Source organism: Actinosynnema sp. NPDC049800 (assembly GCF_040656635.1).
Lineage (GTDB): Bacteria > Actinomycetota > Actinomycetes > Mycobacteriales > Pseudonocardiaceae > Actinosynnema.
The window spans coordinates 1-12,216 of the sequence record NZ_JBFAMT010000003.1 but is presented as its reverse complement, the minus strand read 5'-3'; the positions used below and the strand labels follow the sequence as shown (position 1 = coordinate 12,216).

Sequence of the window (12,216 nt, the reverse complement as noted above, 5' to 3'; positions counted from 1 at the left end):
GAACCGCCCGGTCAGGCCCCGGTCGGGTGCCTCTGATCACCTCCGCTGGCGCGGAACCGCATTCATGCGTGAGACTGTGCAGGCGTGGAGGGGAGTACTCCCTCGCGGCGGTGTCGTCAGCACGGAGCCTGGCGTGAGGTTCCCGGTGCCGCCGGTCGGTCGTTCAAGCCGGCGGAGGAGACCTCCGGTCATTGGCGTGCGCGCGATGCACCGGAGGTTGAGTCGTGTCTGTTCCCGTGTGGCTGTGGTTCGCCACGATCGCCGGCCTGATGGTCTTGTTGGCCATCGACCTATTCATCGTCGACCGCAAGCCGCACGAGGTCACCATCGGCGAAGCCGCCCGGTGGGTCACCTTCTACGTGGGCGTGGCGATCCTGTTCGGCCTCGGCATCTGGTTCTTCTCCGACGGCGTCTACGCGGGCGAGTTCTTCGCGGGGTACATCACCGAGTACTCGCTGAGCGTGGACAACCTGTTCATCTTCTTGATCATCATGACCACCTTCAAGGTGCCCGCGATCCACCAGCACAAGGTGCTGCTGATCGGCATCCTGATGGCGCTGGTCATGCGCGGCATCTTCATCGCCGTGGGCGCGGCGGTCATCGCGCAGTTCAGCTGGGTCTTCTACCTCTTCGGGGCGTTCCTCATCTACACCGGCTACAAGCTGGCGCGGACCGACCACGACGAGGAGGAAGAGGAGTACAAGGAGAACGTCGCGCTCAAGGTGGTCCGCAAGGTCTACCCGGTGACCGACACCTACCAGGGCTCGAAGTCGTTCGTGAAGATCGACGGCCGCCGGTTCGTCACGCCGATGTTCATCGTCATCGTCGCCATCGGCACCACGGACCTGCTGTTCGCGCTCGACTCCATCCCGGCGATCTTCGGCCTGACCAAGGAGCCGTTCCTGGTCTTCACCGCGAACGCGTTCGCGCTGATGGGCCTGCGGCAGCTGTACTTCCTGCTCGGCGGCCTGCTGAACAAGCTGGTGTACCTGTCGATCGGCCTGTCGGTGATCCTCGGCTTCATCGGCGTGAAGCTGATCCTGGAGGCGCTGCACACCAACTCGCTGCCGTTCCTCAACGGCGGTGAGCCGCTGCACGTGCCGACGATCGGCATCGAGCTGTCGCTGTCGGTGATCATCGGCGTGCTGGCCATCACCACGATCGCCAGCCTGGTCAAGGTGCGGCGGAACCCCGAAGCGGTCAAGCCGGTGCCCGTCCCGCCCGCTCCCAGTGACCATCTGTGAGCGTCAAAATCTCGTAAGCCTTGCTAATAATCGTTGGGGTAACGTGCTGAAGCGTGCGCCCCGATGACTTGCAGTCGTTGACCCAGCCCGGCTCCGTGTCGGTGCGTGGGGACCTCGTCCTGGTGAACGTCTCCACCCCGGACGTCGCCGCGAACGCCTACCGCGGCGGGCTGCACCGCGTCGCCCTGGACGGCGGCGGGACGAGGCGTTGGACGTGGGCGGAACGCGACCTGGCACCCCGGATCTCACCGGACGGCCGCTGGGTCGCGTTCCTGCGCGTCACGGCGCGCGGCAAGGCGCCTCAGCTGCACGTGATGCCCGCCGACGGCGGCGAGGCGCGTGCGCTCACCGACCTGGCGCTGGGCGCCGGCGTGCCGGTGTGGGCGCCGGACTCGCGGCGGCTCGCGTTCACCTCGCGGGTGCCCGAAGCCGGTCGCTACGGCGCGCCGCTGGTCGAGGGCGGCGAAGCGCCGACGCCGGACGCCGAGGCGCCGCGGCACATCACCCGGCTGGACTACCGGATGGACGACATCGGCTTCACCGGCGACCGGCACTCGCGGCTGTTCGCGGTGGATGCGCTGGACGCCGACGCCGAGCCGGTCGAGCTGACCGACGGCACGTTCTCCGCCGCGGAGCCCGCCTGGACGGCGGACGGCGAGGCCGTGCTGTTCCTGGCCGAACGCGACCTCGGCGCGGCCGAGGCGTTCAACAACGACGTCTACCGCGTGCCCGCGACCGGCGGCGAGCCCGAGCTGGTCGTGCAGACCCCCGGTTGGGCCGCGCACCCGGTCGCGCTGCCCGACGGCGGCGTGCTGTTCTACTCGCCCGAGCAGGCGCCGCGCTCGGCCGCCGTCGCGCGGAACATGAGCCTGTGGCGGTTCGACGGCGAGCGGCTCACCCGGCTCACCGACATGGAGACCGTCGACTGCGAGAAGGGCGCCGGCGCGCCGGTCGTGACGGACGCGGGCGTGCTCGTGGCGGTCCGCAACCGCGGCGCGGTCGAGCTGCGGCGCGTGCCGCTGGACGCCGACAACGCCGTGCTGGCCGACCTGGAGCTGCTCGCGGGCGAGCAGGCCGAGGTCAAGTCGTTCGCCGCCGACGGCGACCGGGTGGTGGCCGTGGTGTCCACCTCGGACAACACCGGCGAGGTCGAGCTCGTCGGCGGCGGCACGCTGACCGACTTCGGCTCGACCGTGCCGCTGCGGCCGTCGGTCGAGCTGACCGGCTCCGCGCCGGACGGCTACCCGGTGCACGGCTGGCTCGTGCTGCCCGAGGGCGAGGGGCCGCACCCGGTGCTGCTCGCCGTGCACGGCGGTCCGTTCATGTACCACGGCTGGGGCTTCTTCGACGAGGCCCAGGTGTACGCCGCGGCCGGCTACGCGGTCGTGCTGCCCAACCCGCGCGGGTCCGCCGGGTACGGCCAGGCGCACGGCCAGGCCGTGATCGGCGGGTTCGGCACGGTCGACGTGGACGACGTCCTCGCCGTGCTCGACGTGGCGCTGGAGCGCCCGGACCTCGACGCCGACCGCGTGGGCGTGATGGGCGGCTCCTACGGCGGCTTCATGACCTCCTGGCTGGCCGCGCACCACGGCGAGCGGTTCCGCGCCGCGTGGAGCGAGCGCGCCGTCAACGCGTGGGACTCGTTCGCGGGCTCCTCGGACATCGGCTGGTTCTTCGCCGACGCCTACTGCGGGCCGAGCCTGGAGACCCAGCGCGCGATGAGCCCGCTGACCTACGCCGAGAAGATCTCCATGCCGTTCATGGTCGTGCACTCCGAGCACGACTGGCGCTGCCCGCTGGAGCAGGCGCAGCGGCTGTTCGTCGCGTTGCGCCGCAACGGCGTCGAGGCCGAGATGCTGGTGTTCCCGGGCGAGGGCCACGAGCTGACCCGCTCGGGCAAGCCGCGCCACCGCGCGCAGCGGTTCGAGGCCGTCCTGGACTGGTGGGCGCGCCACTTGGCCTGAACCGGCAGGAATCGGGGGCCCACCTCCTCCGCGAGCGGCACACTGGTCACTGGCGGAGGAGGTCGAACGGATGGCGATCGCATCGGGCTGGCCCACCGGCACCTACCTGGAGACGGTGTCCGACGCCGGTCGCGCGGCGCTGCTGGGGCTCGGCGTGCCGAAGGTGTTCCGGCGCGGCGACGCGCTCGTGCGCGAGTCCGATCGGTCCGACCACGTGATCCTGCTCGTCCAGGGCCTGGTCAAGGCGACGGCGACGCTGGAGAACGGCCGGGTCGCGCTGCTCAACGTCAAGGTCGGCGGCGACCTGGTCGGCGAGATGTCGTTCCTGAACGGCGGGCCGCGCTCGGCGACCGTGACCGCGTGCGTCGACACCCGCACGCGGGTGATCACCGCGGCGCAGTTCACCGACTACCTCACCCGGTTCCCGGCCGCGCACTTCGACCTGGACAAGATGATCCTGCGCACGCTGAAGTGGAGCGAGCAGCGGCGCACGGACTTCAACGGCTACCCGGCGGCCGTGCGGCTGGCCCGCGTGCTGTCCTACCTCGCCGACGCCTACGGCCACCAGGTCGTCGACGGCACCGCGTTGAAGCTCAACCTCACCCAGGGCGAGATCGGTTCGCTCGTCGGGGTGGAGGAGGACACGGCTCGCCGGGAGTTCCGCACGCTGCGCGATCGCGGCGTCCTGACCATGGGGTACCGGGCCATCACGATCGTGGACCGCGAGGTGCTGCGGAAGATCGCCGAACTGTGAAACGGGAAACCCGGTGATCGCCCTACTTCCGAACGCCCACCGGGACGATGCTCCTCGTGTGACGCTGGAAATGGTGACGCCCCTCCGCGGACTGGTCTACCGCCTCGTGGTGGCCGTGGACGTCGAGGGCTACAGCAAGCTCGACGCGCTGGACCAGTCGCTGGTCCAGTCGCGGCTGAGCGACGTGCTGGACGTGGCCGCCCGCAAGGCCGGGCTGGACCGCGACCTGTGGTACCGGCAGGTGCGTGGCGACGGCGAACTGGCCGTGCTGCCACCCGACGCCGACGCCGCGTGGGTGGTCGCCCACTTCACCGAGCAGCTCGCCGAGGCGCTGGCCGACCTGCGCCGCGCGGGCACGCCGCTGCGGCTGCGCGTGGCCATGCACTGCGGCCCGCTCACCGCGGGCGCGTTCGGGCTGGTCGGCGACGCCCCGATCGTGACCTGCCGGCTGCTCGACGCCAAGGTGGTCCGCGACGCGCTGGCGGCCGCCGACGACGACCTGGTGCTGGCGATCTCCCAGCAGCTGCACGACGACGTCGTGCGCACCCGGTTCCACGAACTCGACCCCACCCGGTTCCGGTCGACCCGCTTCCGGGTGAAGAGCCGGCCGTACTCGGGCTACGTGTGCACCGGCGCGCCCCGACTGGGTTGGACCAATGGCTAGCGGACGGTGGCGTGGTTGCGGCACTCTCACCGGATGCAGTGGACCGTGCGGGCCGGACGGCCCGACGACGCGCCCGAGATCGCCAGGATCAACGTGGACGCGTGGCAGCACTCGTACCGCGGGATAGTGGACGACCCGGTGCTGGACCGGATGCTGCCCGAGAGCAGGCTCCCGTCGTGGTCGCGGGTGCTGCGGCTGCCCGAACCCAGCCGGGTGTTCGTCGCGGTCGACGAGAGCACCGGCCGGATCGGCGCCTACTGCGCCGTCGACGCGGTCCGCGAGTCCCAGGACGCCCACCCCGACCTGCACACCGGTGAGCTGGTCGCGATCTACGCCGATCCGCGCTACCACGGGCAGGGCGCCGGGCACGAGGTGCACGAGGCCGGGCTGCGCCACCTGATGGACCAGGGGTTCCGGTACGCCGTCCTGTGGGTGTTCCAGGACAACGCCCGCAGCCGCGGGTTCTACGAGTCGCACGGCTGGCGGCACGACGGGCTGGTGCACTGCTACGAGCTCGGCGAGCAGGAGCTGCCCGAGGTCAGGTACGCCCGGTTCCTCCCGGCGCCGCGCCGTCGCGGTCAGCCGAGCAGGGTGTAGTTCAGCTCCTCGCACACCCGCGCCAGCGGCAGGTCGAGGCCGGGGTGCTCCAACGGCAGCAGCACGTCCGGCGAGGCGGGCAGGCCCGTGCCGGCCGGTGGGTCCCACAGGCACACCGCCGGGGCGCCGGAGTCCATCGACGAGCGGTACCACAGCCCGTCCAGCTCGGGGTAGGCCGCGCGGATCGCCCGCGCCCACTGCTGCGTGACCGCCTTGGGCCCGGCGCTGATCTCCTGCGACGCGCCCGCCCGGGTCGGCCACAGGCCGGTGAGGTCGAGCAGCCGCAGCGTCCGGCGCGGCCGCAGCACCACCAGGAACGGGCTGCGCGTGCGCCGGTCCACCACCGACGTCGCCTGGAACACCTCGGCCACCGACGTCCGCACGGTCAGGCCGAAGTACAGCACCCCCTGGTCGTGCGCGTGCGTCGGCCCGCCGTCAGGGCCGGGCGGCTGGGTGTCGAACCGGGCGTGCGGCAGGGGACCGGTGTAGCGGAAGCTGTTCCACCGCTGCGGGTGCAGCCCCTTCGCGGCGAAGATGCGCACCAGCCGGGTGGCCCGGTGCACCGCCACGACGTCCTCGGTGCGGCGCAGGTTCGCCTGGAGCACAGCGGGAGAGGGCGGCTGGGGGAGCCGTGACATGCGTGTCCAAGGTTCTCGGCGACAGGGGTAGGCGGCCCGGTCAGGCGGGCGTGCCCAGCTGCGCGGCCAGTGCCGCGACGCGGCGTGGTTCACCGCCGGCCAGCAGCCACTCGCGCGGCGTCGTCGGCGTGCCGTCCACCACCAGGTCCTCCTGATCGGTCGTCATGAACCCGGCGACCACGAGCGCGGGCTGGTCCGGCGGCACGGCCGCGAGCACGGCCTCCAGCCCCGGCAGCACGCCCGCGCCCGCGAACTGCCAGGCGGGCAGCCGCCAGCTGCCCCGGTCCTTCCAGCCGACCAGGCGGCCGACGCCGAGCCGGTGCCGGATGCGGCTGGTGTCCACGCCCAGTTGCCGGGCGGCCTCGGCCACCGTCAGCGCCGAGTCGCGCAGCACGGCGTGCGCCACCACGCTCCGCGCGCGCCCCTGGTCGTCGGTGACGCGGTGCGGGCTCAGGTCGAGGCCGACGTCCTCCAGCGCGTCGCGCTGGTCGGGTGGGAAGTAGCTCGCCGGGTCGGGGTGTGGCGGCGCCAGCTTCTTCGCCGCGTCGGCCACGAGCGACAGGAACTCGTCGGGGGTGACCTGCAGCCCTGCTTTGGCCAACACCGCCTCCAGCGCGGGACTCATGCGCACAGGGTATCCCGGGCGTGCGCTTCTGTGCGCATAGGTAACCCGATCGTCGGACCGCGTCGACAGAGTGCGCACATCTAGCGACTCTACGTAAACATCCGAGGTGGAGCATGGTGACCTCGGACTCACTCACGGGCTCGTCACGATCACCTCCGCGGCGCTCCGCCGGAGGTGGGAGCACGGCGATCGCATTTGCGAATCGTGCGCGCGGCCCGTGAGGCGGGAGGTTCGTGGTGTGGTGGCTCAGGCTTCGCCGGTGATCAGCGTGACCGCGCGTTCACGGGTCGCGTCGTCCACCTCGTCGAGCCGGAAACCGCGGGCCACGACGTGCGCCACCAGGTCGGGCTCGGGCGGGAGGCCGTGCTTGCGCAGGTAGTGCGGCACCGCGCCGGCCCAGATCCAGGCGCCGTCGGTGCGGAAGTTCAGCGGCACGTCCTGGTCGCCGGGGATGAACTCGTCCACGTCCAGGTTGCGCGCGGCCAGCACGACCGGCGCGCCCTCCAGGTAGGTCAGCAGCGCGTCGGCCAGCTGGGGGTCGAGCATCTGCCGGTTGACCACCGGGCGGCCGGCCTCGTCACGGCCGTCGTAGACGTGCGCGATGCGCAGCCCGTCGTCCTTCGGGGTCGCTTCGGGCTCGGGCTCCGGCAGCGGCGGCAGGCCGACGCGCCGGCGCAGCCACGGCGGGATCCGCTCGTCCTGGCGGGGGAACGTGCGCAGCTCGTCCTGGAAGCCGATCACCGGCGGCGGGTTGCGCCAGCGCGGCTCGTCGTCGGCGTTGAAGTCGACCGAGAACGCGGCCGGCGCCTCGATCTCGTACACCGCGCTCAGCCACGTTCCGCGCACGGGCTCGTACATCCCGGCCCGCAACTGCCCGAACAGCTGCACCACGTCCATCGGCGGCCGCACCGGCCGCCACTGCCCGTCCGGGCCCGCGAACGCCAGGTCCACCTCGATGTGCCGACCGGCCGCCCGGTACTCCGCCCGGATGCGCTGCCAGCCCGGCGGCAGGGCGGGGAGCATGGCCCGGCCGATCTGCTTGACGAGCTGGTTCTGCTCCTGCTCGGTCAGCGGTGTGGCTGGCTGGCTCATGCGTCGAACACCCCTTTGGCTCCCCCCGGACACGGTGCGCTGATCTTAACGGCCACAACACGCCGGTGTGGTCCGGTTGGGTGAGACCACAGGTCAGCGGTACCGCCGCGCCGCTCGCCGTCCGGGCGCCGGTGAGGTCAGGCGGGGGCGCCCTGCTCGTCTCACCGCCTCCGCGCCAGCTCTCGCCCGTGGTCGTCGAACTCGAGTTCCGAGGCGAGCCGTCCGTTGGGGTGCCACTCGCGGTGCAGGCCGACGGGCAGCCCGTCCCGCATCGTGCCTTCCTTGGCGACCTGCCCGCCCGCGAACCACTCGCGGTAGGGCCCGTGCGGGAAGCCGAACCGGTAGGCGTACGAGGAGATGACGAAACCGTCGTCGGCCACGTCGACCAGCTCCCCGGTGAACCCGCTGCCCTCGTACAGGGCGCAACCGTCGGTGTCCCAGGTCACGTCGTCCATGGTGACGCGCATGTCGCTCATTCCGACTCGATCTCCACGTTGTTCGGGTCGCCGGGCACCGACGAGTTGCGCCCGGTGCTGCTGGGCACGCCGGCGATCATGTTGTTGCAGTTCGCGCAGCACTTGGCCTTGGCCGGGAACGGCTCCCAGTGCGGGAAGACGTTGGCCACCCTCATCCCGCGCAGGTGCTCGGCCAGCTCCTCCGGCGAGACGTCGTCCGGCACACCGCGGTCGCGCAGCATCTGGTTGACGTTCTTCACCTCGGCGTGCCGCAGGGGGTTGTCGTTGATCGGGAACTCGGTGTGGTTGAGGACCTCGCCCGTGCGGCGGTCGAACTGGGGGTGGCCCTCACCCTCCACCGGGTTGCGGCGCATGCCCTCCATGCGGTCGCGCAGGGAGCCGTGCAGTTGGTCGTCGGGGATCGACGTGACGCCGGCTAGTACGTCACGTCCTTGAGCACCGCACCGTCCTCGGCCCACCTGCGGTGGGCGAGCATGCGGCCGGTGTCGTCGTAGACCTCCTCCTCGGCGAGCGCGCCGTTGGCGTGCCAGCTCCGCGACGTCCCGACCGCGTGTCCGTTCACCAAGGTCCACTCGTTGCGCAGCGTGCCGTCCGGGAACCAGATCCGGGCGGTGCCCTCCTGCCGGCCGTCGACGAAGTGCGTCGAGGAGACCACGTTGCCGTTCGCGATCGTCTCCACGACCTCGCCGGTGTAGGGCGCGCCCCGGTGGACCGCGAGGTCACCCGAGTCCTGCCAATCGATGTCCGACTCGTTGACGCGCATCGACTACTCCGGATCTAGGTACGTAGAATTCGGATCGCGACTGTCGCCGGACCAGCGGCCGCTGCCGGACTGCACGCCCTGGAGGGTCAGATTGCAGTTTCCGCAGCACGGCGCGGGCTCCAGACCGCCGCTTTCCCGGTCCGGGCTCTTGGTCATCATAACATCTATGCGCATGTCCTCCAGGGCGGCCGGCGTGAGCACGCTCTGGTCGCCGTGCTGGTAGGGAGGCATGCCGAGCTCCTCGCGACGCGCGTTCTCCTTGGCCATCAACGCCGCGTTCGTGGCCCGGACCTCCGCGTGCCGCAATGGCGGATCGTCGTGAGGATAAGGGATCTGCCTCGGCTGCCCGTTCTCCATCATCGGCTGTTTGTCGTTGCCATACGCGGTGTAAGGGCCATTCGCTGCGGCGTCGTCGACGTTGCGCTGGATCAGCGGGTGGACCTCGTCCGGCGGGATGACCGTGCCGCGCCGTCCGTTCGCGCCCTCGAAGATCTCGCCGGTGCTCCGGTCGATGGTCCAGCCGACGCAGTTGCCGGTCGCGGCGCCGGTGACCGAACCGTCGGCCTTGGCGTCCATGAACTCCTGGCCGCGGCGGTCGGCGAACCCGCGCATCCAGTCCTTGACCGGGATGTTGTCGATCTCGGTGACGCGGCCTTGGTCGTCCACGGCCGTCCAGCGGCTCTCGTCGACCCGGCCGAGGCTCTTCGTGTCAGTGCTGACCGGGGGCTCCGGCTCGTCGCTGCGGTAGCGGTCGGGGTCGTACCCGTCGCGGGGGTCGTCGCCCTCGCCCCGGTCGCGCGCGTCGGTGGGGTCGAGGTCGGTCTTGTCGGCGTCCTTGGTGCCGGGGACGTAGCCGTCGTCGCTCGCTCTGGTGGTGGTGCCGTCGGGGCGGTGGGTGTGCCATTCGCCGTTGGGTGGGATGCGGGGTTGGCGGTTGCCGTCGGGGCCGATGTGGGCGTCGCTGGTGTAGACGCGGCCGTTGGTGTCGGTCCAGGCGGGTTTGGTGGGGGCGAGGACGTCGGCGTTGGTGTGTCGGGAGAGGCGGTTGGCGAAGTCGTTGGTGCCGGCGTCGCAGCCGATGAGGCGGATGGGGGTTGTGCCGTCCCAGCCGTTGCGGCGTAGGAGGTCGCCGTATTGCTCGGGGGTGTAGGTGTGGTTGCCGATGCGGGCTCGGCCGTCGGGGGTGATGTGGACGTCGGCGGTGAAGTAGCGGGGGTCGGGTGGGACGCGGTGGGGCAGGTCGCCCATGTCGCTGTCGCCCCGGTGGTGCGAGATACCGGCGGGGGTGGTCTCACCGTGCCGGGCGTGCGCCTCGTCGATGCTCGGCCGGTCGCCGTCGGCGCGGTCGCTGTCGGCGCGGTCGCTGTCGGCGCGGTCGCTGTCGGGCCGATCCGAGTCCGGGCGGTCGGTGTCGGGGCCGCTGTCGGGGCGGTCGCCGTTCGGGGTGTCGTTGTCCGGCCGGTTGGTGCTCGGGTCGGGGTCGCGGTGGGGCGGGGTCCACGCTTCCGGGTCGCGGCGCTGGGACGGGATGCCGTCCTGGTCGCGGCGCGGTGGGGACTGCGGGTCCGGTTCGTGCCGGGGCGTGGGTGCCTGCGCGTCGGGGTGCCGCTGGGGAGCCGGCCCGTCGAACGGCCGGTTCGGGGTGTGCGGAGCCGGGCCGTTGGGGTGCGAACCCGGGGTGGGGCCGCCGCGTTGCTGGGGCGGGCCCGCGGGCGAGTGCGGCGGGTTCGAGTGCGGCGGGTTCGGGCCGTTCGGACCGGTGTGGGTCGGGCCGGCGCCCGCCGGACCGTGAGGCCTGGGGCCCGCGTTGCCCGGACCGGGGTTGCCGGGGCCCGGGTTGGCCGGACCGTGGTGTGGACCGCCTGGTGCGTTCGGCCCCGCGTGGGAAGGTCCGGTGTTGCCCGGGCCGGTGTGGGTCGGGCGAGGGCCGGGGCCCTGGTTGGGTGCGCCGCTGTGCCCGGGGCCGGGGTGGCCGGGGCCGTGGGCAGGACCGTTGCCGGTAGGGCCGAAGGATGGTTGGCCGGTGTGCGGTGGGCCTGCGTGCGGTGGACCGCCGTGGGACGGACCGGCGTGGGGCGGGCCAGCGTGGGATGGGCCCGCGTGTGGTGGGCCGGCGTGGGACGGGCTGGTGCTCGACGGGCCGAACGACGACGGCCTCGGACCTTCCGGGCCGCGCGGGGTCGGGACGCCCGAGCCGAGGTCGCCCCGGCCGCTGGGCACGTTGGGGCTGCTCGGGGCACCGGGGCTGCCGGGCGTGCCGGTCCAGCCGCCACCGCCCGGCCTGCCACCACCGCCAGGCGAGCCGCCACCCGGTGCACCGCCGCCTGGTGCACCACTACCCGGTGCACCGCCGCCCGCGGGCGTGGCTCCGGGTGCTGCGGTGGGCTGGTTGCCCTGCGGGGTGGTGCCGGGATCGCGGGAGGGTGCGGGGGTGTTGGGCTGGTCCGGGCGTGCCGGGGCGTCGGGGGTCGCGGCGGTTGCCGCGGAGGTCTGGTCGAAACGTGGTGAAGGCGCAGGGTTCGGCGCGCCGCCACCACTGCTGCCACCACTGCCGCCGTGTGAACCACCACCACTGCCGCCGCCAGCGCCGCTGGGACTGCCGCCCCCACTGCCGCCGCTGGGACTGCCGCCACCGCCGCCGTGCGAACCGCCGCCACCACTGCCATAGCCGCTACCGCTACCGCCGCCAGGGTTGCCGCCGCCAGGGTTGCCGCTGGGGCTACTGCCGCTGGGGCTACTGCCGCTGGGGTTGCTGCTGCTGCTCGGAGCGCCGCCGCCGCTGCCGCTGCTGGGTGAGCCGCCGCTCGGGCTGCCGTTTCCGTGGCTGCTGGGTCCGTGGTTGCCGGGTGCGGGCTGTCCGCCGGGGCCGCCTCGGTGTTCGCCGAGGGGCGGGTTGCCGGCGGTGTTGCCGCGTGGGAGGTCGTTGTCGGGGCTGCCGGGGTCGCGTCCGGGGCGGCTGGTCGGGGTGGGCACGTCGGTCGGGTCGCCCCGGCCGGGCCGTGACGCCGAGGAGGTCGTCGGGTCGGTGGTGGTGCCGGAGGTGGTGGTGCTGTCGCCCGGGCGGTTGGCCGGCGGTGTGCCGGTGCCGTCGCCAGTGCCGGTCCCCGTGCCGTTACCGGAGGTGTCCGAAGTGGACGAGTCGCCGTTGCCGGAGGAGCTGTTGCCGGAGCTGTTGGTGCCGGGAGAGCTGTTGCCGGAAGGGCTGCCGGAGGGGGTGTCGATGTCGGCCTTGCCGGTCTGCAGGAAACCACCCGGCTTGATGTTGCTCGGGCTGAGCACGTCCAGCCCGGTGACCTTGCCGGCCAGTTTGCCGACCACCTTCATGATCTTCTCGAAGACCTCGACCAGACGCTTGAGCATCGGCGAGACCTTCTTGATGGTGTTGAGCAGGTCCTGGAT

The 12,216-nt window shown here is 72.2% G+C and carries 12 protein-coding genes; 5 read left to right on the top strand and 7 right to left on the bottom strand.

From position 1 onward, the window contains the following. Positions 1 to 224 precede the first annotated feature (224 nt). The 5 genes from AB0I91_RS05310 to AB0I91_RS05290 all read left to right on the top strand — a co-directional run bounded on the left by AB0I91_RS05310 (position 225) and on the right by AB0I91_RS05290 (position 5,223). Complete coding sequence (locus AB0I91_RS05310) at positions 225 to 1,244, top strand: TerC family protein (protein ID WP_498780780.1); 1,020 nt, start codon at positions 225 to 227, stop codon at positions 1,242 to 1,244. A gap of 53 nt (positions 1,245 to 1,297) precedes the next feature. Further along, entirely contained in the window at positions 1,298 to 3,208 is a 1,911-nt protein-coding gene (locus tag AB0I91_RS05305) for a S9 family peptidase (protein WP_498780779.1), read from the top strand. 70 nt (positions 3,209 to 3,278) lie between these two features. Next, positions 3,279 to 3,962: a Crp/Fnr family transcriptional regulator gene (locus AB0I91_RS05300; protein WP_498780777.1), complete on the top strand. Its 684-nt coding sequence runs from the start codon at positions 3,279 to 3,281 to the stop codon at positions 3,960 to 3,962. A 58-nt stretch (positions 3,963 to 4,020) separates the two neighbouring features. Then, a complete protein-coding gene (locus tag AB0I91_RS05295) occupies positions 4,021 to 4,626 on the top strand; it encodes a hypothetical protein (RefSeq protein ID WP_499618557.1) in 606 nt (201 codons plus the stop codon). A gap of 33 nt (positions 4,627 to 4,659) precedes the next feature. Continuing rightward, a complete protein-coding gene (locus AB0I91_RS05290; RefSeq protein ID WP_498780776.1) occupies positions 4,660 to 5,223 on the top strand; it encodes a GNAT family N-acetyltransferase in 564 nt (187 codons plus the stop codon). Here AB0I91_RS05290 and AB0I91_RS05285 read toward each other — a convergent pair. The 7 genes from AB0I91_RS05285 to AB0I91_RS05255 form a co-directional block, all read right to left on the bottom strand. After that, positions 5,205 to 5,861: an RES family NAD+ phosphorylase gene (locus AB0I91_RS05285; protein WP_498780774.1), complete on the bottom strand. Its 657-nt coding sequence runs from the start codon at positions 5,859 to 5,861 to the stop codon at positions 5,205 to 5,207. The two genes, AB0I91_RS05290 and AB0I91_RS05285, sit on opposite strands and share 19 nt — an antisense overlap. Positions 5,862 to 5,901: 40 nt before the next feature. Beyond that, positions 5,902 to 6,486 carry a DNA-binding protein gene (locus AB0I91_RS05280; protein WP_230566891.1) on the bottom strand — a complete coding sequence of 195 codons (585 nt, stop codon included), beginning with the start codon at positions 6,484 to 6,486 and terminating at the stop codon, positions 5,902 to 5,904. Between the two features lie 246 nt (positions 6,487 to 6,732). Continuing rightward, entirely contained in the window at positions 6,733 to 7,578 is an 846-nt protein-coding gene (locus AB0I91_RS05275; RefSeq protein ID WP_498780772.1) for a hypothetical protein, read from the bottom strand. Positions 7,579 to 7,739: 161 nt separating this feature from the next. Beyond that, positions 7,740 to 8,054, bottom strand: a complete 315-nt coding sequence (locus AB0I91_RS05270) for a toxin-antitoxin system YwqK family antitoxin (RefSeq protein WP_499635359.1) — start codon at positions 8,052 to 8,054, stop codon at positions 7,740 to 7,742. After that, entirely contained in the window at positions 8,051 to 8,407 is a 357-nt protein-coding gene (locus AB0I91_RS05265; protein ID WP_499618562.1) for a hypothetical protein, read from the bottom strand. Before AB0I91_RS05265 ends, AB0I91_RS05270 begins: the two co-directional genes overlap by 4 nt. 62 nt (positions 8,408 to 8,469) lie before the next feature. Next, on the bottom strand, positions 8,470 to 8,817 hold the full coding sequence (locus AB0I91_RS05260; protein ID WP_499618564.1) for a toxin-antitoxin system YwqK family antitoxin: 348 nt from the start codon (positions 8,815 to 8,817) through the stop codon (positions 8,470 to 8,472). A 3-nt stretch (positions 8,818 to 8,820) separates the two neighbouring features. After that, the coding region (locus AB0I91_RS05255; protein WP_499635357.1) for a DUF8616 domain-containing protein at positions 8,821 to 12,216 on the bottom strand (3,396 nt) is incomplete at its 5' end.